A 25,460-nucleotide genomic window follows, 5' to 3' on the forward strand; every position below is an offset into this window, starting at 1 on the left:
AAGAAATAGCTAAGCAAGAATGCCTAAGCGCGCCGATGCAATCCGGAGCATTACGCCATTACCACTCAAAAAAATTTGGGAGCGGGTGCACATGATTCGACGAGATAAAACGAGGCGAGTTACTGGCAATCCAAGTTGACGCTAACGCCTCTCATCTCACTTCACGTTATTCGCTGGTTTTTTAGCAGTGCGCGATCTTGCACAAGCTGCTGGCAACGGCGAACACGTTTTGTTCACGCGACTTAGGCGGCGATCGACTTGTATAAACAAATCTTGGTCGGGTTCACTTATTACGAGCAGATTGGTGAGCTGAATGGATGTTTGCAGGCGTCGAGTCTTCGCTTCAATCATGGCTTCGGAGAGAGAGTGCAGCTACGTTGCTTAGAAGCCCCCTTTCTCGGGCTCAACGTTTCGCAAACATCCACCCAGCCACCGACCAGGCTGCAGTAAGTGAACCTGACGCCGATTTCTCGCGACGGCTCCGCTGCTTTCGATCGCCGATGCCATCGACGCCAGGTGGCGTTGACGCCACGCTGCCGCGACTTGATGCGGCCTTGATATCCGCGGGCAAAACTCATCGCCGTCTTTAGACGGCCATTCCTAGTATCCGCCGCAGTTTCCATCCGGTGCGCAAGAGCGTTTCGCGCACCGCTACCTGCGGATGAATCACCATGCGTCATGTTCTTCCTCTTGCCCTTGCCGCGCTGCTGCTCGGCACGGCTCATCCCCTTTCCGCGCAGCAGGCCATTGGCGCGCCGGTGTCCGAAGATACGGCACTGCCTTTGCCTCCACCGTCGAACATGCCCTCCGGCTGGCACGCCGCCTTCAACGTCGGCGCACAGACGGACTACGTCTTTCGCGGCATCAGCCAGACCAACGAACGCCCCTCCGGCTTCGCCGGCGTGGATGTCACCTATGGCAGCCAGTGGTATCTCGGCGCCTGGACCTCGAACGTCGACTTCTCGCCTTCGGGCGATACCAGTACCAGCCAGGAAATCGACCTTTATGGCGGCTGGCGCCCCACCGTCGCCGGCATCCAGTTCGATCTCGGCTACATCTACTACGGCTACCGCGATCAGCCGCGCGGGTTGCGCGAGTCCTACGCGGAAACCTATCTGCGCGCCTCGCACGCCTTCGGCGCGCTGACGCTCGGACTCGCCGCGTATCACTCGCCCAACTTTCCGGGCATATCCCGACGAGCGACTTATGGCGAAGCCAATCTGAGTTATGCGTTCGACACGTCGTGGAGCGTGTCCGGTGCCTGGGGGCGGCAGTCCATTTCCCACGCCACGGCGCATGACGACGGCCGCGTCAGCCGCTTCGCCTACAACACCTGGAATCTGGGCCTGAGCTGGGCGATCAACGACCACACCTCGCTCGACCTGCGCTACTGGGACACCAGCGCGCACAGCTCAGGCGATATCTACGGCTCACGCGTGGTAGCCGGCCTCAAGGCGACGTTCTAGCGCCGCCGGAGAGACCGCGGAGGTGGTGTCGCCTCGCTGCAAGCCTGCGAGGCGATAACCCACTTGCAGCTCGGTCATCAGGTGCCGGGGACGTGCGGGGTCCAGCTCGAGCTTCTGCCGCAGGTTATTCATGTACACGCGTACGTAGTGGGGGCGATCGGCGTAGCCCGGGCCCCACACGGCCAGCAACAACTGGCGATAGGTGATGACCTTGCCGCAGCCGCGGATCAGCGTCGCCAGCAGGCGGAACTCGATCGGCGTCAGGTGCACGGCGACCTCGCCGCGCCTGACCTCGTAAGTCGCCAGGTCCACCGCGACCTCGCCGAAGCGCACGACGGAAGGTTGTGCACCACCCCAGCCGAGCAGGCTGGCCCGCCGCAGATGCGCCCGCACGCGCGCAAGCAGCTCCGGCACGCCGAACGGCTTGGCCAAATAGTCGTCCGCGCCCGCCTCCAGCGCCGCCACCTTTTCCTGCTCGTGCTCGCGCGCCGACAACACCAGCACCGGCGCACTGGACCAGCCGCGCAGATCCACAATGACGTCCTTGCCGTCGCCATCGGGCAGGCCCAGATCCAGGATCACCAGTTGCGGCTGCCGCGTGGCGACCCCGACGCGCGCATCCCATGCACTGGTGGCCTCGAACACCGCCATGCCTTCGCGTTCCAGCGCGAGCCGAACGAAGTGCCGGATGTCGGCTTCGTCCTCGACGACCAGGATGCGTGGGCGAGTCATGGGCAGGACTCCGCCTCGATCGGCGGCGGACGACGCCGCGGCAAGCGTATCTCGAAGCGTGCGCCGCCCGACGCGCGCGAACACGCGCGCATCGTGCCGCCATGGGCTTCGACGATGCGCCGGCACAGCGCCAGCCCCAGTCCGGCACCACCGATGGCAGACGCATGCGGTCCGCGCGCAATTGGCGCGAACAGCGCATCCGGTGCGATATCCGGCGGCAGACCGGGACCATCGTCCTGCACATACACGAGCAAGTCGGGCCCTTCCGCACGCGCGCCGATCTCGATCCCACCCTCGCACACGGTGTACTTCGCCGCGTTGTCCAGCAGATTGGCGAGAACACGCTCGAACAAGCCCGCATCGAGCTCCACCAGCGCCAAGTCCGCGTCCATCCGCACATGGACGTGACGCCGCCCCAACGACGCTTCCGCACCGGCCAGGGCTGTCCCGATGATTTCGTCGAGCGCATGCCACTCGCGGCGCAGGTGAATCCCGTGCTCCTGCATGCGTGCCATATCCAGCAGGTTGACCACCTGGCGATGCAGCGCGTCGACCTGCTGCCGGATGGCACGCGCCACCTCGGCATGCTCGTCGGCCGGCAACACGCCGGGCGATTCCAGCATCTCGGCCATCCCGCGGATCGCGGTCAGTGGCGTCTTCAGATCATGCGATACCGCGGCCAGCAACGCATGCCGGAGCCGCTCGCCCTCCATGCGGACCCGCGCCTCGCGTGCGCGACACTCATCCGCTGCCGCCTTCGCCGCCGCCTCGCGCAACCGCTCGGCCAGCCGCCCAGTCACCCGCGCCACCGCGAACACCAGTGCCAGCGTGAACAGATACTGCGCATCCGACGGATGGAACGAGAACACCGGCGGGACAAAGAAGAAATCGAAACTCACCACGCCGATCATCGCCGCCACGGCACCCGCCGCACTTCCCCAGCGCAGAGCCACCAGCACGACGGTGAACAGGAACAAGGCGACGACGTTGGAAAGATCGAAGAACTGCAGCAGCAGCCCGGCAACGATTGTCGTCAGACCGCAGGCCACCAAAGCGGGAAACAACCCACGCAGCGCTGTGGTGCTCGCCGCCAGCTCTTGCGTCGGGGGCGGCAAGAACAACAGCGACAAGCGCGGCCACGCTGACCATCCGGCGCGCATGCAAGCGGTCAGCAGGGATCGAGGCCGTGCAGACACTTGTCGCACGCCCCTTCCAAGCGGACATGCCGCGCATTCGACCAGCGCGCTTCGTAATGGAAGAAAGTCATCGGCTTCATGTCGGCATTGTGCTGGCGAACCGCATAAAGTTGCGGTATGCGGCAGCGCCCTGGCCGTATAGAAGCCATAAAAAGTGGCTCCGCCCTTGCAGGGATCGTTCTAGCCGCTCATGCCGACCCGGTGTGCAGCGCAAACGGCTTGACGGTGCCGAACTTCCCGGCTTGATAGTCGGCGATGACCTGCTCGATATCCTCGTCGGTGTTCATGACGAAGGGGCCCTTCTGCACGACGGGCTCATGGATGGCCGGTCCCGCGATGGCGACAAAGCGGCTGGTTGCCTTGATCTCGCGGGCGGAGACGCGCAGTTGCACCGTGCCATCCGTCTCCGCGGCCATCGCCATGGCCGCGCCGGACGGCAATTCGATCTCGTTTTCCGGCATGCCGGGTTCGTGCACTTTCAGCTGGCCGTCTCGCGCGTACAGCCAGAGATTCCACCCCGCCGGCAAGGGAAGATTGACGCGCGCATCGGCATCCAGGCGCCCATCCACGATGAGAATGGGCTCCGGCGTGGGCAAGGGTGATGTTTTGCCGCCAAGCGAACCGGCGAGTACGCGCAGGCGTATGCCATGGCTTTCGATCACTGGCACATCGTCAGCGCGGATCAGCAAGGTAGCCGGATCGATACGCTTCAGCCGACTGGGCAGGTTGACGAACAACTGCAAGCCATCCAGTCGCGCTCCTGCGCCCTCCGGCTGCTGCGTATGCACGATGCCCCGCCCCGCCAGCGTCCAATGCAGGTCGCCAGGCTCGATGCGGTGGTCGTTGTGCACGCTGTCGTGGCTGCTCATCCAGCCCTGCGTGCTTTCGAACAACACGGTGACCGCGGACATGCCGGCATGCGGATGCACTTCGAATGTCGGCCCCGTCATCACGAAATGATCGGCCAGTACCAGGGGACTCATCGCCTGCCCGAAATCGGTATGGCGGAACTGACGAATATGGCAATGCTGACCGACCGCATGCGGCTCACGCATGACCGGCCCGAAGAAGCGCAGGCCGGCGGGCAAGATGACGGGAGTGGACATGGACTTCCTCTTGCAGGCGCTGCGCGATGGGAGGGCGGCGCACTGTATAAGCGCAGGCACATGCCATCCACCCAACTGAAGGCAGGGTGGAGGCAGGGCCATGACGGCTAGCGGTGCTAGCCTCGTCCGTGCGCAGGCCATCGAAACGACACCGTGAAGCGTGAAGCGCGATTGTCGCCGTGATGGCCCGCTGACGCCGCCGCGAGCACGTCTACGACGCCGCCGCTACCGCATTTGGACGTCCATACCTACGTCCACGGCGTCTCTCGATATTTCCGCACCATGAACCGAATCGGCATAGACATCCTCGTTGCCGTCATGGCGACTCATCCTCGACGCGTGTCCTGACGGCGGCGCCTGGAGCCCGACCGCTTCGTACACGCACGCTCTTCAGAGCACCAGTCAGCCGGCCCCTCTAGCGATATCAAGGCCGAGCTCAGTCCATTCACGCGCTTCACTCGACTCGTCGAGCAGAAGCACTTCCAGCGCATGTATGACATCAGGCGTAGCCCCCAGCCTTCCAAGTGAGATCGCTGCATTGACGCGAACCTCTGCGCTCGCATCCCATGCAGCCCCGAACAAAGCCTGTTTCCCCTCAATGGCGTGCAGATGGCCGTTCTCACGGTGCAGGCGAGAGCTCGGGACGGAGCGCGGCACGAAATCGTCCAGTCCTGAAAAAGAAAAACCCCCGACGAATCGGGGGTTTGTAAGTCATAACCGTACAAAGACGGTCTAAGGTGTCCTCTAGAACGGAATATCGTCATCGTCGAAGCTGTTGTTCTCGGCTGGTGCGGGCGAAGACGGACGCGAGCCGTAGTCGTTGCCGCCGCGTCCACCGCCACCACCACCGAAGTCGTTGCCGCCGCCGCGATTGCCGTAATCGCCGCCACCGCCGGCACCACCACCACGGTTGCCGTAGCCGCCACCACCGCCCTGGCGCTGACCGCCGCCTTGCGAGCGCTGAAAGCCGCCACCGCCACCACCGCCCGCGCCACCGCCTTCACCACCGCCGCCGAGCATCTGCATCTCGTTGGCGACGATGTCGGTGCTGAAGCGCTCGACGCCATCCTTGTCGGTGTACTTGTCGGTGCGCAGCGAGCCTTCGATGTAGACCTGGCGTCCCTTCTTGAGGTATTCGCCGGCGATCTCGGCGAGCTTGCCGAACAGCTTCACACGGTGCCATTCGGTGCGCTCCTGGCGCTCGCCGCTCTGCTTGTCGGTCCACTGCTCTGAAGTGGCGATGCGCAGGCTGGTGATCGCCGTGCCGTTGCCGGTGTAGCGGGTTTCCGGATCTGCGCCGAGATTGCCGACCAGAATGACCTTGTTGACGCCACGTGCCATGGATGGGTTTCCTCTGTTGGCCGGCCGTAAGTAAAGGGTAAGTACGGCCGGGGTTGATATGGCCGGGTATCATACCGAGCGGGTCGTCTCATGCCGAGCGACGACGGACGATTTTCGCGAGAGCCTCAGGCGGCGTGCTGCGTAGGCAGATCGCTGTCCAGTGCGTCGGCGCCTTCCGCCGGCAGGCGATGGACGGCGTAGCCCGCCGCCTCCCAGGCATCCAGTCCACCAAGCAACGGCCGCACGCGGCGATAGCCCTGCTGCATCAGGTTTCTGGCGGCGACGGCAGCCGAGGCCTCGTTGGGGCAGCTGCAATAGATCACCAGTTCGGCGTCCAGCGGCACATCGTGCACGGCGCGGTCGATACCGGCGGCGTCCGCCAGCAGCGCACCGGGGATGACCCGGGTGTCGACCATCCTGGCGGCCGGCGAGCGCACATCGACCAGCACGGGGGTCAGGCCTTCGTCGAGCGCCCGCTTCAGTTCGTCCACCGAGATGCGCGCCATGCGCAGGGTGGCGATCAGGCGGTGGCGCTGCCACCACTTGCCCACGATATAGAGCGCCAGCAGGCTGCCGACGATTTCCAGGGCGATGGTGCCGGCATTGCCCAGTGCCACCAGCACGTCGTCGATCTGCGGCGCCAGCAGGTAGCCCAGGCCCACGGCGGACCCGAGCCAGAACAGCGAGCCGAGCCCATCCAGCAGGATGAACGCCCAGGGCCGCAGCCCCAGCGCACCGACCAGCGGCGGCGCCACGGTTGACAGGCCCGGCACGAACTTGGCAACCAGCAGCACCTGCCCGCGCCAGCGCTGGAAGCGCAGTTCCGACTGCTTCACGCAGGAATCCGGCGACAACGAGATGCGGCAGAGGGTGCGCATCACCCCCGAGCCGTAGCGGCGTCCGGCCCAGTACCAGGCCAGGTCGCTGAGCAGACAGCCCAGCAGCCCCAGCGCCAGCACCCCGGCCAGCGGCAGTTGTCCGTTGGCCGCGAGCGCGCCGGCGACCACCAGGGTCGGCACGGCCGGCACCGGCGCGCCGGCCTGCTCCACCAGCACGTTGAGGAAGACGAGCACCAGGCCGTATTCGGCCAGCAGGGCAACGATTTCATGGGCCATGGGGACGCACCCTGGAGGGACCGGCGGGGCCGGCTTGAATACGCGCATGATTGGGGCGCCGCCGGCGGTTTGCAAACGCCAGTGATGCCCGCACTCAGGCCGTCGCGGAAGCGGCCTCGCCCACCACGATCCGGCGCGCGCCTGCCAGCACCAGAGGCAGCCAGAGCAGGGTCATGGCGGCCGCACAGGCGAACACGCCGGCGGTGCCCAGCCGACCTAGCGCGACACCACCGATTGCCCCACCGACGAAGGCACCGAGGAACTGGCTGGTCGAATAGGCCCCCATGGCGGCCCCGCGCAATGTCGCCGGCGCCAGCCGCGATACCAGACTGGGCAACGCGGCTTCCAGCAGGTTGAAGGCCGAGAAGAACACCGCCCCCATGGCGCCAAGCAGGGCGATATGGTCGCCGCCCAGGGCAAAACCGAGCAGGGACAGGCCAATGGCCACCACGCATACCGCCACGATGCGCAGGCTCTGCGCCACCTCGCGCATCCGATGCATGCAAGCGCCCATCACGAAGGCGGCGATGACCATCACCGGCAAGTACAGCTCCCAGTGGCGGTTCACCGGCAGATGCAGCTTGTCCGCCAGCAGCAGCGGCAGGCCGACGAAGCTCGCGGTCAGCAACGCATGAAGGAAAAACACCGAACCGTTGAGCACCAGCATGCGTCCGTCGCGCAGCATGCCCAGTACGTGCCCGAAAGAGGCGGCGGCCGGGGCTTGCCTGCGTGCCGGCGTCGGCACGGCGATCCACAGCAGCAACAGTGAGATCAGCGCCAGCACGGAGGTCGCGCCGAAAAGGCCGGACAGACCGCGCAGTGCCTCCAGCGGCGGCCCGAGAATCAGCGCGAGCAGAAAGGCCACGCCGATCGACACGCCGATGATGCCCATCACCTTGCCGCGGTTGTCTTCCTCCGTGAGGTCCGCCGCCAGCGCGGTGCCTGCCCCGGCCACCGCGCCCATGCCCTGCAAGGCGCGCCCGATCACGATGCCGAGCAGGGTCTGGGAAAACGCCGCGACCGCCCCGCCCAGCGCGAACACCAGCAGGCCCAGGGTGATCGCCGGCTTGCGTCCCACGCGATCGGACAGCAGGCCCAGCGGGATCTGCAGCAACACCTGCCCAAGACCGTAGACGCCCAGGGCAAGCCCGATCAGCAGCGGCTTGGCATCCGGCATGTGCTGCGCATACAGCGAGAACACCGGCATGATCAGGAACAGGCCGAACAGGCGCAGGCTGATCACGCAGGCCAGGGTCAGCGCGCTGCGCAGTTCGAGGCTGGAGAGTTTGCTCACCGGGGAACCACTGGACGGAAACGTGCCCGGCACCAGGCTGGCGCAGGGGCGAATCCGGAGTATACGGGCAGCCCGGCATGGCTCCCTGCGGCCCGGCGTCGCGCCACCGGTGCCGCGCGGCGGCGAAAATCCGCAGCGGGCCCCTATAATCGTTCGCTACCAAGCCGCGATAACGCCATGACCACGATGCCCGCCGCCGCCATCCGCCCGATCGACTTCGCCGCTGTACGCGCGCTGGCCGCCGACGACATGCAACGGGTCGACGCCCTGATCCGCCACCGGCTGTCCTCGGATGTGGTGCTGATCAACCAGATCGCGGACCACATCATCGCCGGCGGCGGCAAGCGCCTGCGCCCGATGCTGCACGTGCTGGCTGCCGGCGCCGCCGGCTATCAGGGCGAGCAGCAGATCAAGCTGGCGGCGGTGATCGAGTTCATCCATACCTCCACCCTGCTGCACGACGACGTGGTGGACGAGTCGGACCTGCGCCGCGGCCGCAAGACCGCCAATGCGCTGTGGGGCAACGCGGCGAGCGTACTGGTGGGCGACTTTCTCTATTCGCGCTCGTTCCAGCTGATGGTGGAGCTGGACGACATGCGCGTGATGCGCATCCTGGCCGACACCACCAACACCATCGCCGAGGGCGAGGTGCTGCAGCTGCTCAACATCGGCAATGCCGACGTGGACGAGGCCGCCTACCTGGCGGTGATCGAGCGCAAGACCGCCGTGCTGTTCGCCGCCGCCACCGAACTGGGCGGCATTCTGGGCGGCCTTTCCACCGAGCAGGTGGCTGCGCTGCGCCGTTACGGCATGGAGCTGGGCTACGCGTTCCAGATCGCGGACGACCTGCTCGACTACATCAGCGATGCGGATACGCTGGGCAAGAACATCGGCGACGACCTCGCCGAGGGCAAGCCGACGCTGCCGCTGATCTATGCGCTGCAGAAAGCCGATCCGGAGCAGGTGCAATCGCTGCGCCATGCGATCGAGCACGGCGGCCTGGATTCGCTCGATCGCATCATTGCGGCGATCCGCGATTCCGGCGCGCTGGACCGCACGCACGAGCGGGCCGTACACCATGCCAACGCGGCGCGCGAGGCGCTGGCGGTGCTGCCGCCGTCAGCCTATCGCGACGCGCTGGCGGCGCTGGCCGATTATTCAGTGCAGCGCAATTACTGAGCCGCGCCTTTTGCTCCCTCTCCCCTGCGGGGAGAGGGTTGGAGTGAGGGGGAACCTACTGAGCGCAGAAGCGGGAGCATCAAAGCATGCCCCGCTTCGTCGGCGTTCTTTCTCGAGCAACCGCCTCTCATCTGCCGTGACCGAAGGGAATCCCCGTGGGACCGGCATCTTCTCCCCGGCGGGGAGAAGGTCTCCATGCATGTCATTCAAGGCGTGTTGGTGAACGCCCCGCGCAGCCAATCGCCCATCATCCGATAGCTGCGCTGCGCTGCCCGTTCGTCGTAGGCGCAGCCTTCGCGGTGCTGATCCGTCTCGGTAAAGCAATGGACCGCATGGCCCAGCACGACGAACTGCCAGTCGGCCTTGCTGCCGCGCATCTCGTCCATGAACTTGTCGGCGTCGGGCATGGTGCCCTTGTCGTCGGCGCCGTTGAACACGAGCACGCGAGCCTTGATCTGCTTGGCCAGCTCGGGATTGTCGGTCGCCAGCCCGCCATGGAACGACACCACCGCGGCCACGTCGGCGCCGGCGCGCGCCAGGTCCAGCACGGCCGAGCCACCGAAGCAGAAACCGATGGCGGCGAGCTTGGACAGATCGATCGGTGCATCCTTGGCCTGCGCCTTGAGCTGGTCCAGCGCGTACGACACACGCTTGCGCATCAGGGCGCGGTCGCCATACAGCGGCTTCACCGCGGCCTGCGCCTGGGTATCGCTGGTCGGGCGCACGGTGGCGCCATACATGTCGGTGACCAGAATGACGTAGTCCTTGCCGGCGATGCCTTCGGCCTTCTTCAGCGCCATATCGTTGACGCCGTACCAGTTCGGCACCATCACCAGCGCCGGCCGTTTGGCCGCGAGCGCGTCGTCGTATACCAGCACGCTGTGGAACCTGGTTCCGTCGAGCGTCCACTCCACCGGCTTGTGCACCATCTTCGCCTGCGCGGCGAGGGACAGGCCGGACAACAACAGCAGACAACCGAGTCGAGCGATACGCATGATCTACTCCTTACGGCGTGCTTGTGGGGAAAATTTGCGGTGTCTTTCGGCTCAACGCCCCGCGGCATGCTCCGCGAGCCGGCGCTTCCATGGCGCCAGGCGATCGACCAGGCGCACACCGAGGCCGCGCGCGGCTACCAGCGGCGAGGCGCGCCAGCCGTAGATACGCGCCAGCGCATCGAATCCCAGGGCGTCCAGCGTGTCGGCACTGCGCCGACGGCGCGCATAGCGTCGTAGCACATGCGCGGCGGCGATGTCGCGTCCCGCCTCGCGCGCGGCCAGCAGGGTGTCGCGCAGCTCCACCACGTCGCGCAAGCCCAGATTCACGCCTTGTCCAGCCAGTGGATGCACCGCGTGCGCCGCGTCGCCGAGCAGCACGAAGCGTTCGGCCTGATAGACCTGCGCCAGCTGCAGCTTGAGCGGGAATGCCGCGCGCGGCGTGCTGCCAAATATGCGGCCAAGCCGGAAATCGCTGGCCGCGCCGAGCTCCGCCAGGAAGGCCGTGTCGTCGAGCGCCAGCACGCGTCCGGCTTCTTCATCGGGCAGCGACCACACGATGGAACTGCGTCCGTCCGCCAGCGGCAGCAAGGCGAGCGGACCGTCCGGGAGAAAACGCTGCCACGCGGTGCCCTGATGCGGCCGCTCCGTACGCACGTGCGCCACCACCGCACGCTGCGCATAGTCGCGCCCTCGCGTGTCGATGCCGGCCAGCTTGCGCAACGGCGAACCGGCGCCATCGGCAGCCACCAGCAGACGCGCGGCGATCGAGGACCCATCGGCCAGGTCGAGCTGGATGCGATCGTCCTGTGCCTCGAGACCCTTCACTTCGGCCGGACACAAACGCTGCACGCCAGCGGCGTCCAGCGCCAGCCACAGGCGCCACTGCACGAGGTTGTTCTCGACGATATGGCCGAGCAGGTCACGGCCTTCGTCGGCGGCATCGAAATGGATCGCAGCGCCGTTTTCCGCATCCCATACATGCATCTGCGCATACGGACTCGAACGCGATGCGCGGATCGACGCCCATACGCCGAGTTCGTCCAGCAGCGCGATGGACGACGGCGCCAGGCCGACCACGCGCAAGTCGACTTCTTGTTCGGACGACCACGGTGCCGGTTCGCGCGCTTCGATCAATGCGGTGGCGAAGCCCGCCCGCGCCAGGGCCAGCGCGGCGGCAGCGCCGACCATGCCGCCACCGACTACGGCGACATCCAGTGACGGACCACGACGGCGCGCTTCGCCGCGCGCGATGACCTGGTTCATGGCAGACGCTCCAGCACGGCACGTGGCGGTTCGGCGCGGAACCCCATGCCCTTTCGCGCAAGCAGGCTGCGCAACGGCGGCACGCGGTCGCAAGCCAGCAAAGCCAGCGAGCGCAGCGGGCCGAGCAACGGTTGTTCGAGGCAAGCCAGGCGCACCAGGCCATGACTCATGTTCATCGTGCCCGTTCGATCCGGCTGACGACGCGAGGCGTATTGCTCCAGCAGCGCGGGCGCGCCGGGATCCGGCGCCGCAGCCACCAGCTCGGCCAGGGTCAGGGCGTCGCGCAGCCCCAGATTGAAACCTTGCGCGCCGATCGGGTGCACGGTCTGCGCGGCGTTGCCGACGAGTACCGCGCGCGGACCGGTAAGCCGCCCCGCCGCAACGCGCTTGATCGCATAGGGATGGCGTTTGCCCGGCCGCGCCAGGCGACCGAGGCGCCAGCCGAAGCGCTGCTGCGCGAACGCGAGAAAACCGTCGTCGTCCAGCGCCGCTACCGCATCGGCCTCTTCCGTCGGCACGGTCAGGACCAGACCGCAGCGGCGCTCGGCCAGCGGCAGCATGGCCACCGGGCCGTGATCGGCGAAGCGCTCGTAGGCGCGATTGGCGTGCGGGCGCTCCGGGGTCACCGTGCAGACGAACAGGGTCTGCCGGTAGTCGTACGTCTGGGCATCGATCCCCAGGCGCTCGCGCACCCATGAATGGGTGCCGTCGGCGCCGACCAGCAAGGAGGCGTCGATCGTCTGCACGCCGTCGGCCGTGCTGATCTGTGCACGCCAGCCTTCGGCCAGCGGCTCCAACGCTTCCAGCCGGGCCGGCGCGAAGCGGCGCAGGCGCCGGCATTCGTCCAACCGGTGCAGCAATGCGTTGCCGAGTTCGCGGGCGGGCAAGGTCCAGCCGAGCGCATCGACGCTTTCGCGTCCCGCATCGAGGCGCACGCTGCCGAAATCGCCGCTGCGGCTGACATGGATATGCCGGATCGGCGTCGCCAGCGCGGCGGCGTGCCGCCATACGCCGATCGCCTCCAGCCCATTGACCGTGGCACGGGCCAGGGCGAGGTTGCGTTCGTCGTAGCTGGGCTGGGCCTCTGCGCGCGGTGCGGCGGCTTCGACCAGGACGGTGTCGACGCCGGCCGCGTCAAGCGCGATCGCCAGGCTGGCGCCGACCAGGCCGCCACCGACGACGAGCACCGGGGGCCGCGCGGAAGAAGGGGGAGTCTCGGTAGGCGAGGTCATCGAGGGTGTGGGGACCAGGCTGACAGTGGACCCGCATGATACGCGCTCGGCCGGCCCGCCCCATCAGGGGTGCGCCCTTTGCGATAGACTTCGCGTCTGCATTTTTGGCGACACCTTTCTCTTCTGGAGCAGCTCATGGCTACCACGCAATCCCAGCGCCTCGGCATTTTCGCGGCCCTCGCCCTGGTCCTGGCCGCCACCCGCGTGCATATCTCGATCCTGCATCACGACGTGTGGGATGCCTCCTGGGGCGTGTTCTTCCTGGCTGGCTTCTGGCTGCGCGGCTCCGCGCGCTGGGCGTTCCCGCTGCTGATGGCTCTGGCGGTGCTGGCGGACTACTTCGTGATCGCCGGCCAGGGCATCAATTTCTGGGAGCACTACTGCGTCTCGGCAGCCTACTGGTTCCTGGTGCCGTCGTACTTCGCGCTGTGGATGGGCGGCAGCTGGCTGGCGGCGCGCAAGCCGGACCTGAACCCGCGCGGCCTGGGCCTGGCAGCGGGCGCGCTGCTGGTGAGCTGGGCGGCCTGCTACGTGGTGTCCAACGGCAGCTACTACTGGCTGAGTGCCACCGTGCCGCAGCCGCGCAGCTTCGCGGCCTGGTTCGCCAACCTCGGCGACTGGTACCTGTTCTTCCTGGAAACCACCGCGCTGTGGGTGGGCCTGGGTCTGGTGGTCCACGCGCTGGCCGCCCAGCTGGCGCGCACGCTGGGTCATGCCGGCCAGTCCAAGCTGACGCGCTGAACATCGGCGTGGGCAATCGTCTTTCCAAGATCTACACGCGTACCGGCGACGACGGCAGCACCGGCCTGGGCGACGGTTCGCGCGTGCCCAAGGATTCGCTGCGCGTCGCCGCCTACGGCACGGTGGACGAACTCAACAGCACCATCGGCATGGTGCTGGCCAGCGACGGCGTGGACGACGCCGTGCGCGAGGCGCTGACCCAGGTGCAGCATGACTTGTTCGACCTGGGCGGCGAGCTGTGCATCCCCGGCATGGCGATGATCGAGGATCGCGACATCGATCGCGTGGAGCAGGTGCTGGACGGGTTCAACGAACCGCTGCCCGCGCTGAAGGATTTCATCCTGCCCGGCGGCGGCATGGCCGCGTCCTGCTGCCACCTGGCGCGCACGGTGTGCCGCCGGGCCGAGCGCGAGGTGATCGCGCTGGCCCGCGTCGAGGACGTGCGACCGCAGGCGCAGCGCTATCTCAATCGCCTGTCCGACCTGCTGTTCGTGATCGCCCGCGTGCTGGCGCGGGCCGGCGGCCACGGCGAAGTGCTGTGGCAGCACGAGCGCCGCCGCAAGCCCACGACCTGAGCGGCCGCATGCTGCGGCTGTATACCCATCCCGCCTGTCTGGCGCACGATCCGGGTCCGGAACATCCCGAATCCCCTTCGCGCCTGCGCGCGATCCTGCGCGCACTGGATCACGACCGCTTCGCCGCCGTGGACCGTATCGAAGCGCCGCGGGCAACGCGCGAACAGCTACTGCGCGTGCACACCGCGGAACACGTGGAACGCATCCTTGCGATCACGCCCGACGCAGGCACGGTGCGGCTCGACGAGGACACGCTGATGTCGTCCGGCTCGGCCGAAGCGGCGCTGCGCGCCGCCGGCGCCGCGGTGGCCGCCGTGGATGCGGTGGTCGCGAATGGCGGCCATGCGTTCTGCGCGGTACGCCCGCCGGGCCACCACGCCACGCACGACCGGGCGATGGGCTTCTGCCTGTTCAACAACATCGCGGTCGCCGCCGCGCACGCGATGGAGGAGCACGGGCTGCGGCGCATCGCGATCGCCGATTTCGATGTGCATCACGGCAACGGCACGCAGGACATCTTCGAACGCGACGGGCGCGTGCTTTTCATCTCCAGCCATCAGTCGCCGCTTTACCCGGAGAGCGGGAGCCCCGACGAATGCGGCGTCGGCAATATCGTCAACGCCCCGCTCTCGCCTGGCGATGGTTCTTACGAATTCCGGGAGCTGTGGGAAGGCGCGCTGCTGCCCAGGCTCTACGCCTTCAAGCCGCAGCTGGTGCTGGTGTCGGCCGGCTTCGATGCTCATCGCGCCGACCCCCTGGCGCAGCTGCGCCTCGGCGTGGAGGACTACGCCTGGATCACCGGCCGCCTGGTGGACCTGGCCCACGCGCACGCCGGCGGCCGGCTCGTGTCGACCCTGGAGGGCGGCTACGACCTCCAGGCACTGGCAGCCAGCGTCGGCGCGCACGTCGCCGAGCTGATGATCTGAGTCACTTTCCCGCGGGCACGAAATCCAGCGCCGCGGAATTGATGCAGTAGCGCAGACCGGTCGGCTTGGGGCCGTCCGGGAATACGTGGCCCAGATGCGAATCGCATTCCGCGCAACGCACTTCGGTGCGGCTCATGCCGTGGCTTTCGTCCTGGTGCAGGGTGACGGCCGCGCGGGCCAGCGGCTGGAAATAGCTGGGCCAGCCGGAACCGGAATCGTACTTGGCGTCGGATGCAAACAGGCGCGCGTGGCAGGCGGCGCAGATGTAGGTGCCGGCTTCCTTGTGCTGGTACCACTTGCCGGTGAACGGGCGCTCTGTCGCGGAACAGCGGCATACAGCGTATTGCTCTGGTGTCAGCTCGGCGCGCCACTCGGCGTCGGTCTTGCTCAGCTTGTTCTGGCTCATGCTGAATCCTCAGGGGCGGGGATGGGGGCTTGCCTGCCGTATATGGGGTCTTTCTGTTAGCTTAACGACCTTTCCGAACCAACAGACCGCCACCGTGACGCCCAAGCCGACCTCGCGCCACCTGCCCCCGCGCCGCCTGCTGGCGGTAGCCGCGGCCCTCGCCCTGATGGGCGGCCAGGCCGAAGCCCAGTCGACCTCCGACGGGACCCCGGAGGCGCCGGCCGCGAACCAGGCGCCGGTCACGCCGTCGTGCCCGCTCGGGTCGTTCCATTGCAAGCCGCGCGAGCTGAATTTCTCGATGTGCCGCCCCAATGCGCTGCTCGAGTTCTACGACCCGACGCTGACCAAGGACACCGCCCTGCGCGACACCTCGAACACCGAGGTCTACGCCGAGCAGGTCGACAGCTCAGACCAGACCGTCTACCACCTGCAGGGCCGGGTGCGGATCGAGCGCGCCGACCAGAAGATGCAGTCGGACACCGCCGACTACAACAACGACACCACCGACTACGACGCGCGCGGCAACGTGCGCTATCAGGAGGCCGGCCAGCTGCTGGCCGCCGAGCACATCAAAGGCAACACGGACGCCAGCACCGGCGTGGCCGACGACGTGCGCTATCAGATGCTTACGTCCCGCGGCAATGGCGTGGCCAAGCAGGGCCAGATGCTGGATGCCCAGCGCACCCGCTACAGCCAGGTGACCTATTCCACCTGCGATGTCGGCCACCATCTGTGGGAAGTGCGCGCGAAGGATCTGCGCATCGACAAGGAAACCGGCGTAGGCACGGCACGCGGCGCCACCATGCGCTTCGCCAACGTGCCGTTCATGTACCTGCCCTACTTCACCTTCCCGGTGGACGACCGGCGCAAGAGCGGCTTCCTGTACCCGACCTTCAGCAATTCCAACCGTTCCGGCTTCATGCTGGGCGCGCCTTACTACCTCAACCTGGCGCCCAACTACGACGCCACGATCGAGCCGCGCATCTACACCGAGCGCGGCCTGATGGTGGCCGGCGAATTCCGCTACCTCAACCTGATTCCCGGTACGACCGGACAGATCAATATCGAGTATCTGCACAACGACCGGGGCAACAACGACCCGGACAGCGTCGAGCAGACCAAGGGCGACGATCGCTACCTGGTGAAGTTCAACAACAACTCGCACCTGATCGGGCCCTGGTCGTTCTACACCAGCATCAACCGTGCTTCCGACCGCAACTACCTGCGCGACTTCGGCAATGACTTGTACACCGCATCGATCGGCACGCTGAACTCCAGCGCCTACGTCGTCGGCGGCGGCAACTGGTGGAATGCATCGTTCGGCGCCGACACATACCAGAATGTCGACCCGTTCCTCCCCGATTCCGCGGTGCAGTACAAGCGCTGGCCGCGCGCGACCTTCAACGTCAACCTGCCGCTCCAGAAGTGGCTGGAATTCGGCGCCGCCACCGAAGCCGTGGCCTTCCGCAAGGACGACGTGGTCGAAGGCAACCGGCTTGACCTGTATCCGTACCTGGCGGCGGATTTCCGTGGCGCGGCCTGGTTCGTGCGTCCGAAAGTCGCCTATCGCTACACGACCTACGAGCTGAGCGGCGGCTATGACCGTTACGGGTTCTATGGTCCGCTCGGCGCCGGCCAGGCGAGCCCCTTCACGAATCGCTCGCCCAGCCGCTCGCTGCCGATCGTGAGCCTGGACAGCGGCCTGGTGTTCGATCGCCTGACTTCGTTGTTCGGCAACAGCTATACGCAGACTCTGGAGCCGCGGCTGTACTACCTGTACGTGCCGTACCGGAACCAGAACAACCTGCCGCTGTTCGACACCAATCTGATGTCCTTCGACTACTGGCAGCTGTTCTCGCCGAACCAGTATTCCGGCGCAGATCGCCAGATGAACGCGAACAACCTGACGGCCGCACTCACCACCCGCCTGCTGGACGACAACGGCGTGGAACGCGTGTCGGCCAGCATCGGCCAGATCCGCTACTTCAACCAGCAGCGGGTGCAGCTGCCCGGCCTTCCCCCGACCGACTGGTCGGGCTCGAACTACGTCGCCCAGCTGAACATGCAGCTCAACGACGATTGGAAGCTGAGCACGCAGTACCAGTGGAACCCCCACAAGCGCATGGTGGGCGGTACCGACATCACCGGAAAACAGTATTTCGTCGGCCGCAGTACCGACCTGGCGGCCGTCGGCGTGCAGCGCCGTATCGGCACGGATGGCATCCTCAACTTCTCCTATCGCTATCGCCGCGGGCTGCTGGAACAATACGACGCCTCGGCGGTCTACCCCGTTTCGGACCGCTGGCGCCTGGTCGGCCGCTGGACGTATTCGGTGATGGAGAAGCGTACGGTGGAGGCGATGGGCGGCGTCGAGTACGACAGTTGCTGCGTCATCGTCCGCGTGGTGGGCCGCCACTACATCAACACCTACAACTTCGCCACGGCGAACGCCCGCGCCAACAACGCGATCATGTTCGAGCTGCAGTTCAAGGGTCTTGGCGCCTTCAACGGCCAGACGGAGGACGTGCTGCGCCGTGGTATCCTTGGTTATCAATAACTTCCCTGGTCGCCAGAGGCGATTGAAGGCCCTTTATCCATGAAACAGCCTCTCGCGTTGTTCCTGTTCGCGGTCGCCGCCGCGTCCGCTCTTCCCGTCCACGCCCAGCTGCTGCCGCAGGCCGCCGCCTCGGGCAAGCAGCCGCTGGACCGCATCGTGGCCGTGGTGGATGACGGCGTGATCCTGCAGAGCGAGCTCAACGAAGCCGTGCGCTCGGTGCAGCAGCAGTACGCCAGCCAGCCCGGGCAACTGCCGCCGATGGACGTCCTTCAGCGACAGGTGCTGGACCGCCTGATCCTGATGAAGCTGCAGGTGCAGCGCGCCAACGAGCAGGGCATTCGCGTTTCGGACGCGGACATCGACCAGGCAGTGGCCGCCGTGGCCCAGCAGAACAAGATGGCGCCGGAACAGTTGCGCGCCGCCGTCGAGCAGGAAGGCTCCAGCTTCGCCGCGTTCCGCCAGCAGCTTTCCGAGCAGCTGATCGCCCAGCGCCTGCACGAAAGCGTGGTGCGTGACTCGGTGAACGTCACCGACAGCGAAATCAATAACCTGCTCGCCAGCCCGACCTATAAGGCCGGCGAGATCCATCTGGCCCATATCCAGATCGGCATCCCCTCCGGCGGCGACGCATCGGCGATCCAGACTGCGCAGAAGAAGGCCGAGGACGCCATCGCCGCGATCCACGGCGGCATGGACTTCAACGCCGCCGCGATCCGCTTCTCCGATGCCCAGGACGCCCTCGAGGGCGGCGACCTCGGCTGGCGCCGCGTGGACGAAGTACCGCCGGCGTTCGCCGATGCCGTGGCCAACATGAAGCCGGGCGACATCAGCCCGGCCCTGCGCGGCCCGACCGGTTTCCATATCCTCAAGCTGATCGAGCAGCGCGCGCCGAGCCGCCAGGTGGTGCCGGAGTTCCACGCTCGCCAGATCCTCATCAAGCCCAGCGAAATCGTGACGCCCGAGCAGGCCCGCCAGAAGGCGCAGGACCTGTACGCCCGCATCGTCAGCAAGCATGAGGATTTCGCCAAGCTGGCCAAGGACGAGTCCAAGGACAACACCACCGCCAACAACGGCGGCGACATGGGCTGGTTCCCGCAGCAGGCCTGGGGCTCGGTCATCGGCCAGCAGATCGCGCAGCTGAAGGACAACGAGGTCTCGCAGCCGTTCCAGACCGAGGCCGGCTGGCACATCCTGCAGCGCCTGGGTGAACGCCAGAGCGACCTTACCGACCAGATCGAACGCGACCAGGCGCGCCAGGCCATCGGCAACCGCAAGGCCGAGCAGGCGTATGAAGACTACCTGCGCGAGATGCGCTCGAGCGCCTATGTGAACATCCTGGTGCCGGAGCTGAAGGAACCCGAGCAGCCGGGCAAATCCTCCTGAGGCATGCCTTGAACGCGAGCTCGCTTCCCCGGCTCGCCGTCACCGCGGGCGAGCCGGCGGGCGTCGGGCCGGAACTGCTGATCCGATTGGCCGCCACTCCGCTGGCGGCCAATTTCGTTGCAGTCACGGACCGTGCTCTGCTCGCTCGTGCCGCGGTCCGCTGCGGCGTCGAAGTTACGCTAATCGATGACGATGGCGCCCCGCTGGCCATACGCCCGGCAGGTACCTTGCGCGTCCGGCACGTTCCACTGGGGGCCGAGGAACACCCCGGGCGGCCAGATCCGCGCAATGCCCGGCACGTGCTCACCACGCTGGCAGACGCCGCGGACGGCTGCATGAGCGGCCGCTACGACGCCATCGTAACGGCGCCTCTGCAGAAGGCCTCCATCAACGATGCTGGTATCCGCTTTAGCGGCCACACCGAATTTTTCGCCGAACGCAGCCGCAGCGACGTGGTGATGATGCTCGCCAGCCCCGAGCTGCGCATAGCGCTGGCGACCACGCACCTGCCCCTGTCTCAGGTACCCGCGGCCATCACCGGCGAATCACTCACGCGCACGCTGCGTATCGTGCATGCCGAACTGCGCGCCAAGTTCGGCCTCGCCAGGCCGCGCATCGCGGTGCTGGGGCTCAATCCCCATGCCGGAGAAGGCGGCCATCTGGGCCGTGAGGAACTGGACATCATCATCCCCACCTTGGATGCGCTGCGCGGCGAAGGCTTCCACCTGCTCGGTCCTCTGCCGGCGGACACCGCCTTCGTGCCGGCTCAACGCGCGAGCTATGACGCGGTGGTGGCGATGTATCACGACCAGGCCCTGCCGGTGCTCAAGAGCGAAGCCTTCGACCGCACCGTGAACCTCACGCTCGGCCTCCCCTTTATCCGCACGTCGGTCGACCATGGCACGGCCCTGGATCTGGCCGGCACCGGACGCGCCGATCCCTCCAGCCTGATTGCGGCAGCCCGCATGGCGATGGAGCTCGTGGCCCGCCGCGCCGACCGCCGCGGCTGAGATCGTTTTCCAGGAATCCCATGAACGCCCGTCCCAAGAAAAGCTTCGGCCAGCACTTCCTGCACGAAAAGCGCTACATCGAGCGCATCGTGAGCGCGATCGCGCCTAAGCCGGAAGATGTCGTCGTGGAGATCGGCCCGGGCGAAGGTGCGCTGACCCTGCCGCTGCTGGCGGTGGCTGGCAAGCTGACGGCGATCGAGCTGGATACCGACCTCATCCCGGAGCTGCAGGCTCGTGCCGCCGCCGTGGGCGAGCTGCGGATCATCCATTCGGATGTGCTGAAAGTCGATTTCACGGCGCTGGCGCGCGAGCGGGGCGTCGAGCGACTGCGCGTCGCCGGCAATCTGCCCTACTACATCTCCAGCCCCATCCTGTTCCATTGTGTTGATCACGCGGCCGCCATCCAGGACATGCACTTCATGTTGCAGAAGGAAGTGGTCGACCGCATGGCCGCCGAACCGGGCAGCAAGGTATATGGACGTCTATCCGTGATGCTTCAGCTGGCCTGCCGGGTCGAGCCGCTATTCACGGTGCCACCGGGCGCGTTCCGCCCACCGCCGAAAGTGGACTCCGCCGTCGTGCGCCTGGTGCCGCTGCCGGCTGCGGAGCGCCATGATGCGGACCAGGATCGCGTGCATGCTGTGGTGAAGGCTGCCTTCGCGCAGCGGCGCAAGACACTGGGCAACGCGTTGCGCCAGCTGATGAGCAGCGAGGCGATCGAGGCGGCCGGCATCGATCCCAGGGCGCGTGCCGAGACCCTCGCACCGATGGACTTCGTTCGTCTGGCGAAGGCGCTGCCGTCGACCTGAGGCATCGGGGCGGCGTGGTTCAGCCGCTGGCGCGCACGCTTGCTCCATGCCTGTCGGCAAGCCTTACAATCGCGCCATGACTGAGAAAGCCTCCTACACGATCGACGTGCAGGTCGAAACACGCTTCGTCCCCGACCAGTCCAAACCCGGTGACAATCGCTACGTCTTCGCCTACACCATCACGCTGCGCAATGCGGGCGACATGCCGGCGCGCCTGATCAGCCGCCACTGGGTGATCACCGACGCCAACGGCAAGGTGGAAGAAGTTCGCGGCGACGGCGTGGTCGGCGAGCAACCGTGGATGCGCCCGGGCGACGACTACGAGTACACCTCCGGCGCGGTCCTGGAGACCGCTGTCGGCATCATGCAGGGCAGCTACCAGATGCTGGCGGACGACGGCACGCATTTCGATGCGCCAATCCCGCCCTTCACGCTGTCCATTCCGCGTACCCTGCACTGATGGCTACGTACGCTATCGGCGACGTGCAGGGCTGTCAGCCCGAACTGCAGCGCCTGCTTGACAAACTCCGTTTCGATCCCGCCAGCGACCGGCTGTGGTTTTGTGGCGACCTCGTCAACCGCGGCGGCCAGTCGCTGGAAACTTTGCGCCTGATCCATAGCCTGCGCGACCAGGTGGTGGTGACGCTGGGCAACCACGACTTGAGCCTGCTGGCTATCGCGCAACGGCGGCCGGAGGCGCAATCCAAGGTCAACCCCGAGCTGCGCGAAGTACTGTTCGCCGACGACGCACCGGTGCTGTTCGATTGGCTGCGCTCGCAGAAGCTGCTGCACCACGACGAGGCCTTGGGCTGGACCATGGTGCATGCCGGCATGGCACCAATATGGACGCTGCGCCAGGCACAGCGTTCCGCGCTGGAGGTAGAGCGCGAGCTGTCGGGGCCGCGCCACGCGCGCATTCTCAAGAATCTGTTCGGCAACCGGCCGGCTGCGTGGTCGAGCCGGCTGCAGGGCATCGAACGCCTGCGCGCATCGATCAACACGTTCACGCGGATGCGCTATTGCGACATCCACGGCCGCATCGACTTCGAAAGCAAGGGTGTACCGGGTACGCAGAAGCCTGGCATGTATCCCTGGTTCGAAGTGCCCGGTATGAAGCGTCGCGAGACGCGCATCGTCTGCGGCCACTGGTCCGCGCTGGGCCGCTTCGCCGGTTTGGGGATCTACGCCATCGATACCGGCTGCGTCTGGGGTGGCAAGCTTACGGCCCTGCGCCTGGACAGCGAGGAGCCGGAGTACATCACCGTAGACGCCGAGCCCTATCGCAAGCGCCTCCCAGGCGGGGATTGATAGGGGCCACAGCCCCAGAGCAAGACATGAAAAAGGGCGGCCATGGCCGCCCTTTTTCCTTGCCTATCCACCGATCGCTCAGCTCAGCTGGCCATGGCAGTGCTTGTACTTCTTGCCGGAACCGCAGGGGCACGGATCATTGCGGCCGACCTTCGGCCCACCCTGCCCGTCGGCGGCAGGCGCGATAGCGAGGCTGCCTGCCGCAATGGCTTCCGGATCGGCATTGAGTGCACCCACGGGCGCGCCGCCACCGGAAGCGTGCATCTGGCGAGCCATGCGCTCGGCCATGCGCTGCTGCTCGGCCTCCATCGCGGCGACTTCTTCCTCGCTGCGGATGCGGATGCGCGCGAGCATCTGAATCACTTCGGTCTTGATCCGCTCCAGCATGCTCGAGAACAGCTCGAACGATTCGCGCTTGAACTCCTGCTTGGGCTGCTTCTGTGCGTAGCCACGCAGATAGATGCCCTGACGCAGGTAATCCATGCTGGCGAGGTGTTCCTTCCACGCGTTGTCCAGCACGCTGAGCATGATGTGCTTCTCAAGCTGGCGCATGGTATCGGCGCCGATCTGCTCTTCCTTGGACTTGAAGAGCTGCTCGACCGCCTCGCGCACGTGCTCGAGAATCATGCCTGCGTCCACTTCCTGTTGCTGCTCGACCCAGTGCTTCACGTCGAGCGAGAGACCGAATTCGCTCTCCAGTTCGCGATCCAGGCCCGGCAGGTCCCACTGGTCGTCGATGCTGTCGGCAGGCACGTGGCGACGGACCATTTCGCTGACCACGTCGTCGCGGATATCGGCGATGGTGTCGGCGATGCCGTCGGTTTCCAGCAGCTCGTCGCGCTGGGCGTAGATCACCTTGCGCTGGTCGTTCGCCACGTCGTCGAACTCGAGCAGGTGCTTGCGGATGTCGAAGTTATGCTGCTCGACCTTGCGCTGCGCCTTTTCGATCTGACGGCTGACCATGCGGTCTTCCAGCGCCTCGTTCTCCTTCATGCCGAACATGCGCATCCAGCGGCCGACCCAGTCGCCGGCGAAGATGCGCAGGAGGTTGTCCTCCAGCGACAGATAGAAACGCGAGGAACCCGGGTCACCCTGGCGGCCCGAACGGCCACGCAACTGGTTGTCGATGCGGCGGGACTCGTGACGCTCCGTGCCGACGATGTGCAGGCCGCCGGCTTCCAGCACCTGCTCATGCCTTTTCTTCCAGTCGGCCTTGATCTTGGCGCGCTCGGCGTCGGTGGCGGTTTCCGGCAGCGCGGCCAGGGCCGCCTCCAGGCTGCCGCCCAGTACGATGTCGGTACCTCGGCCGGCCATGTTGGTGGCGATCGTCACCGAACCCGGTGCGCCGGCCTGCGCCACGATATGCGCCTCGCGTTCGTGCTGCTTGGCGTTGAGCACTTCGTGCGGGATCTTGGCCTTGTTGAGCAGCTTGGACAGCAGCTCCGACACTTCGATCGACGTGGTACCCACCAGTACCGGCTGGCCACGCTTGTGACAATCGGTGATGTCTTCGATCACCGCGTCGTACTTGGCCTGCTGGCCGAGAAAGACCATGTCCGGGTTGTCTTTGCGGATCATCGGCTTGTGGGTGGGGATCACCACCACTTCCAGGCCATAGATCTGCTGGAACTCGTAGGCTTCCGTATCCGCCGTACCGGTCATGCCGGCCAGCTTCTTGTACATGCGGAACAGATTCTGGAAGGTGATCGTCGCCAGCGTCTGGTTCTCGCGCTGGATAGGCACGCCTTCCTTCGCTTCCACCGCCTGATGCAGGCCGTCCGACCAGCGGCGCCCCACCAACGTGCGGCCGGTGAACTCATCCACGATCACTACCTCGCCGTCGCGGACGATGTAGTCCACGTCGCGGTGATAGATGGCATTGGCGCGCAACGCCGCGTTCAGATGATGGACGACAGCAAGATTCTTGGAGTCGTAGAGGCCACTTTCGCCCTCGATCACACCCGCCTGGCGCAGCAGGTCCTCGGCATGGGACATACCCTCCTCGGAGAGATGCACCTGCTTCTGCTTCTCGTCGACCCAGTAATCGCCCGGCGCGTCTTCCTTCTCCTGGCGGATCATCTTCGGCACGATCTTGTTCACCGCGATGTAGAGCTGCGGCGAATCTTCGGCCGGGCCGGAGATGATCAGCGGGGTACGGGCTTCATCGATCAGAATCGAGTCCACCTCGTCGACGATGGCGTAGTTCAGACCGCGCTGATAGCGCTGCTCCTTGCTCGACGCCATGTTGTCGCGCAAGTAGTCGAAGCCGAACTCGTTGTTGGTGCCGTAGGTGATGTCCGCGGCATAGGCTTCGCCCTTGTCGGCATGGTTCATGCCTGGCCACACCACGCCCACCGACAGACCCAGAAAATTGTAGAGCTTGCCCATCTGGGCCGAGTCGCGGCGGGCCAGGTAGTCGTTCACGGTGACCACGTGCACGCCCTTGCCTTCCAGTGCATTGAGATACACCGGCAGAGTACCGACCAGGGTCTTGCCCTCGCCCGTGCGCATCTCGGCGATGCGGCCGGAGTGCAGCACCATGCCGCCGATCATCTGCACGTCGTAATGGCGCATGCCCAGCACGCGCTTGGCGCCCTCGCGCACGGTGGCGAACGCCTCGGGCAGCAGCTTGTCCAGCGACTCGCCGGCGGCGATGCGCTGCTTGAACTCGTCGGTCTTGGCGCGCAGCTCGGCGTCGCTCAGTTTCTCGAACTCGGGTTCGAACGCATTGATGCGCGCGACAGACTTGGAAAGTTGCCGCAGCACGCGATCATTGCGGCTACCGAAAAGGCTGGTCAGGGCGCGATTGAGCATCGATCTTCCGGA

22 protein-coding genes are annotated in these 25,460 nt (G+C 66.2%); 11 read left to right on the forward strand and 11 right to left on the reverse strand.

The genetic code is table 11. The features are described 5' to 3' along the window. Positions 1–671 precede the first annotated feature (671 nt). Complete coding sequence (locus ACNR9O_RS16885) at positions 672–1,466, forward strand: TorF family putative porin (protein WP_473686723.1); 795 nt, start codon at positions 672–674, stop codon at positions 1,464–1,466. Here the strand turns inward: ACNR9O_RS16885 and ACNR9O_RS16890 are convergent. The 6 genes from ACNR9O_RS16890 to ACNR9O_RS16915 all read right to left on the reverse strand — a co-directional run bounded on the left by ACNR9O_RS16890 (position 1,431) and on the right by ACNR9O_RS16915 (position 8,250). Further along, positions 1,431–2,198, reverse strand: coding sequence for a response regulator (locus tag ACNR9O_RS16890; RefSeq protein ID WP_473686721.1), 768 nt, complete (start codon positions 2,196–2,198; stop codon positions 1,431–1,433). The two genes, ACNR9O_RS16885 and ACNR9O_RS16890, sit on opposite strands and share 36 nt — an antisense overlap. Continuing rightward, positions 2,195–3,328 (reverse strand): sensor histidine kinase, encoded by a 1,134-nt coding sequence (locus tag ACNR9O_RS16895; RefSeq protein WP_473686719.1) that lies wholly within the window; start codon positions 3,326–3,328, stop codon positions 2,195–2,197. Before ACNR9O_RS16895 ends, ACNR9O_RS16890 begins: the two co-directional genes overlap by 4 nt. A gap of 254 nt (positions 3,329–3,582) precedes the next feature. Then, positions 3,583–4,500 carry a pirin family protein gene (locus ACNR9O_RS16900; protein WP_473686717.1) on the reverse strand — a complete coding sequence of 306 codons (918 nt, stop codon included), beginning with the start codon at positions 4,498–4,500 and terminating at the stop codon, positions 3,583–3,585. Between the two features lie 744 nt (positions 4,501–5,244). After that, entirely contained in the window at positions 5,245–5,841 is a 597-nt protein-coding gene (gene ssb, locus ACNR9O_RS16905) for a single-stranded DNA-binding protein (RefSeq protein ID WP_473686715.1), read from the reverse strand. A 125-nt stretch (positions 5,842–5,966) separates the two neighbouring features. Continuing rightward, positions 5,967–6,956: a DedA family protein/thiosulfate sulfurtransferase GlpE gene (locus ACNR9O_RS16910; protein WP_473686713.1), complete on the reverse strand. Its 990-nt coding sequence runs from the start codon at positions 6,954–6,956 to the stop codon at positions 5,967–5,969. Between the two features lie 94 nt (positions 6,957–7,050). Further along, positions 7,051–8,250, reverse strand: coding sequence for an MFS transporter (locus tag ACNR9O_RS16915; protein ID WP_473686711.1), 1,200 nt, complete (start codon positions 8,248–8,250; stop codon positions 7,051–7,053). A 177-nt stretch (positions 8,251–8,427) separates the two neighbouring features. On the opposite strand from ACNR9O_RS16915, the gene ACNR9O_RS16920 reads away from it, so the two are divergent. Beyond that, on the forward strand, positions 8,428–9,429 hold the full coding sequence (locus ACNR9O_RS16920; RefSeq protein WP_473686709.1) for a polyprenyl synthetase family protein: 1,002 nt from the start codon (positions 8,428–8,430) through the stop codon (positions 9,427–9,429). A 206-nt stretch (positions 9,430–9,635) separates the two neighbouring features. Here the strand turns inward: ACNR9O_RS16920 and ACNR9O_RS16925 are convergent, their stop codons facing one another. The 3 genes from ACNR9O_RS16925 to ubiH are packed head-to-tail and all read right to left on the reverse strand — an operon-like array spanning position 9,636 to position 12,919. Next, entirely contained in the window at positions 9,636–10,424 is a 789-nt protein-coding gene (locus tag ACNR9O_RS16925; RefSeq protein WP_473686707.1) for a dienelactone hydrolase family protein, read from the reverse strand. Positions 10,425–10,475: 51 nt separating this feature from the next. Further along, the gene (locus tag ACNR9O_RS16930) at positions 10,476–11,687 is read right to left on the reverse strand and encodes a UbiH/UbiF/VisC/COQ6 family ubiquinone biosynthesis hydroxylase (protein ID WP_473686705.1); all 1,212 of its coding nucleotides are present in this window, start codon (positions 11,685–11,687) and stop codon (positions 10,476–10,478) included. Further along, the gene (gene ubiH, locus ACNR9O_RS16935; RefSeq protein WP_473700661.1) at positions 11,684–12,919 is read right to left on the reverse strand and encodes a 2-octaprenyl-6-methoxyphenyl hydroxylase; all 1,236 of its coding nucleotides are present in this window, start codon (positions 12,917–12,919) and stop codon (positions 11,684–11,686) included. Before ubiH ends, ACNR9O_RS16930 begins: the two co-directional genes overlap by 4 nt. Before the next feature lie 135 nt (positions 12,920–13,054). On the opposite strand from ubiH, the gene ACNR9O_RS16940 reads away from it, so the two are divergent. Genes ACNR9O_RS16940 through ACNR9O_RS16950 form a run of 3 tightly spaced genes read left to right on the forward strand, consistent with a single transcriptional unit; the run spans position 13,055 to position 15,161 of the window. Then, positions 13,055–13,660, forward strand: a complete 606-nt coding sequence (locus ACNR9O_RS16940; protein WP_473686701.1) for a hypothetical protein — start codon at positions 13,055–13,057, stop codon at positions 13,658–13,660. 8 nt (positions 13,661–13,668) lie between these two features. Continuing rightward, entirely contained in the window at positions 13,669–14,235 is a 567-nt protein-coding gene (locus ACNR9O_RS16945; protein WP_473686699.1) for a cob(I)yrinic acid a,c-diamide adenosyltransferase, read from the forward strand. Between the two features lie 11 nt (positions 14,236–14,246). Further along, complete coding sequence (locus ACNR9O_RS16950) at positions 14,247–15,161, forward strand: histone deacetylase family protein (RefSeq protein WP_473700807.1); 915 nt, start codon at positions 14,247–14,249, stop codon at positions 15,159–15,161. A 1-nt stretch (position 15,162) separates the two neighbouring features. On the opposite strand, the gene msrB is transcribed toward ACNR9O_RS16950, so the two are convergent. Further along, the gene (msrB, locus tag ACNR9O_RS16955) at positions 15,163–15,567 is read right to left on the reverse strand and encodes a peptide-methionine (R)-S-oxide reductase MsrB (protein WP_473686695.1); all 405 of its coding nucleotides are present in this window, start codon (positions 15,565–15,567) and stop codon (positions 15,163–15,165) included. Positions 15,568–15,661: 94 nt separating this feature from the next. Between msrB and ACNR9O_RS16960 the strand changes: the two genes are divergently transcribed. From ACNR9O_RS16960 to ACNR9O_RS16985, 6 genes are all read left to right on the forward strand, one after another. Beyond that, the gene (locus tag ACNR9O_RS16960) at positions 15,662–18,124 is read left to right on the forward strand and encodes an LPS-assembly protein LptD (RefSeq protein ID WP_473686693.1); all 2,463 of its coding nucleotides are present in this window, start codon (positions 15,662–15,664) and stop codon (positions 18,122–18,124) included. A 39-nt stretch (positions 18,125–18,163) separates the two neighbouring features. Continuing rightward, positions 18,164–19,507: a peptidylprolyl isomerase gene (locus ACNR9O_RS16965; RefSeq protein WP_473686691.1), complete on the forward strand. Its 1,344-nt coding sequence runs from the start codon at positions 18,164–18,166 to the stop codon at positions 19,505–19,507. Positions 19,508–19,515: 8 nt separating this feature from the next. Continuing rightward, positions 19,516–20,517: a 4-hydroxythreonine-4-phosphate dehydrogenase PdxA gene (gene pdxA / locus ACNR9O_RS16970; RefSeq protein ID WP_473686689.1), complete on the forward strand. Its 1,002-nt coding sequence runs from the start codon at positions 19,516–19,518 to the stop codon at positions 20,515–20,517. A 20-nt stretch (positions 20,518–20,537) separates the two neighbouring features. Further along, a complete protein-coding gene (gene rsmA / locus ACNR9O_RS16975) occupies positions 20,538–21,326 on the forward strand; it encodes a 16S rRNA (adenine(1518)-N(6)/adenine(1519)-N(6))-dimethyltransferase RsmA (RefSeq protein WP_473686687.1) in 789 nt (262 codons plus the stop codon). Positions 21,327–21,402: 76 nt separating this feature from the next. Next, on the forward strand, positions 21,403–21,786 hold the full coding sequence (gene apaG / locus ACNR9O_RS16980) for a Co2+/Mg2+ efflux protein ApaG (protein ID WP_473686685.1): 384 nt from the start codon (positions 21,403–21,405) through the stop codon (positions 21,784–21,786). Further along, the gene (locus ACNR9O_RS16985) at positions 21,786–22,634 is read left to right on the forward strand and encodes a symmetrical bis(5'-nucleosyl)-tetraphosphatase (RefSeq protein WP_473686683.1); all 849 of its coding nucleotides are present in this window, start codon (positions 21,786–21,788) and stop codon (positions 22,632–22,634) included. The genes apaG and ACNR9O_RS16985 overlap by 1 nt, the downstream gene beginning before the upstream one ends. Before the next feature lie 78 nt (positions 22,635–22,712). Here ACNR9O_RS16985 and secA read toward each other — a convergent pair whose 3' ends face one another. Continuing rightward, positions 22,713–25,448: a preprotein translocase subunit SecA gene (gene secA, locus ACNR9O_RS16990; RefSeq protein WP_473686681.1), complete on the reverse strand. Its 2,736-nt coding sequence runs from the start codon at positions 25,446–25,448 to the stop codon at positions 22,713–22,715. Positions 25,449–25,460: the final 12 nt, after the last annotated feature.

It is taken from the genome of Dyella sp. CR10, assembly GCF_055814425.1.

Bases quoted from the DNA above. Each gene is read 5' to 3' on its own strand.
- ACNR9O_RS16885 (WP_473686723.1), top strand. From the start codon at position 672: ATGCGTCATGTTCTTCCTCTTGCCCTTGCCGCGCTGCTGCTCGGCACG.
- ACNR9O_RS16890 (WP_473686721.1), bottom strand. From the start codon at position 2,198: ATGACTCGCCCACGCATCCTGGTCGTCGAGGACGAAGCCGACATCCGG.
- ACNR9O_RS16900 (WP_473686717.1), bottom strand. From the start codon at position 4,500: ATGTCCACTCCCGTCATCTTGCCCGCCGGCCTGCGCTTCTTCGGGCCG.
- ssb (WP_473686715.1), bottom strand. From the start codon at position 5,841: ATGGCACGTGGCGTCAACAAGGTCATTCTGGTCGGCAATCTCGGCGCA.
- ACNR9O_RS16910 (WP_473686713.1), bottom strand. From the start codon at position 6,956: ATGGCCCATGAAATCGTTGCCCTGCTGGCCGAATACGGCCTGGTGCTC.
- ACNR9O_RS16920 (WP_473686709.1), top strand. From the start codon at position 8,428: ATGACCACGATGCCCGCCGCCGCCATCCGCCCGATCGACTTCGCCGCT.
- ACNR9O_RS16925 (WP_473686707.1), bottom strand. From the start codon at position 10,424: ATGCGTATCGCTCGACTCGGTTGTCTGCTGTTGTTGTCCGGCCTGTCC.
- ACNR9O_RS16930 (WP_473686705.1), bottom strand. From the start codon at position 11,687: ATGAACCAGGTCATCGCGCGCGGCGAAGCGCGCCGTCGTGGTCCGTCA.
- ubiH (WP_473700661.1), bottom strand. From the start codon at position 12,919: ATGACCTCGCCTACCGAGACTCCCCCTTCTTCCGCGCGGCCCCCGGTG.
- ACNR9O_RS16940 (WP_473686701.1), top strand. From the start codon at position 13,055: ATGGCTACCACGCAATCCCAGCGCCTCGGCATTTTCGCGGCCCTCGCC.
- msrB (WP_473686695.1), bottom strand. From the start codon at position 15,567: ATGAGCCAGAACAAGCTGAGCAAGACCGACGCCGAGTGGCGCGCCGAG.
- ACNR9O_RS16965 (WP_473686691.1), top strand. From the start codon at position 18,164: ATGAAACAGCCTCTCGCGTTGTTCCTGTTCGCGGTCGCCGCCGCGTCC.
- rsmA (WP_473686687.1), top strand. From the start codon at position 20,538: ATGAACGCCCGTCCCAAGAAAAGCTTCGGCCAGCACTTCCTGCACGAA.
- apaG (WP_473686685.1), top strand. From the start codon at position 21,403: ATGACTGAGAAAGCCTCCTACACGATCGACGTGCAGGTCGAAACACGC.
- ACNR9O_RS16985 (WP_473686683.1), top strand. From the start codon at position 21,786: ATGGCTACGTACGCTATCGGCGACGTGCAGGGCTGTCAGCCCGAACTG.
- secA (WP_473686681.1), bottom strand. From the start codon at position 25,448: ATGCTCAATCGCGCCCTGACCAGCCTTTTCGGTAGCCGCAATGATCGC.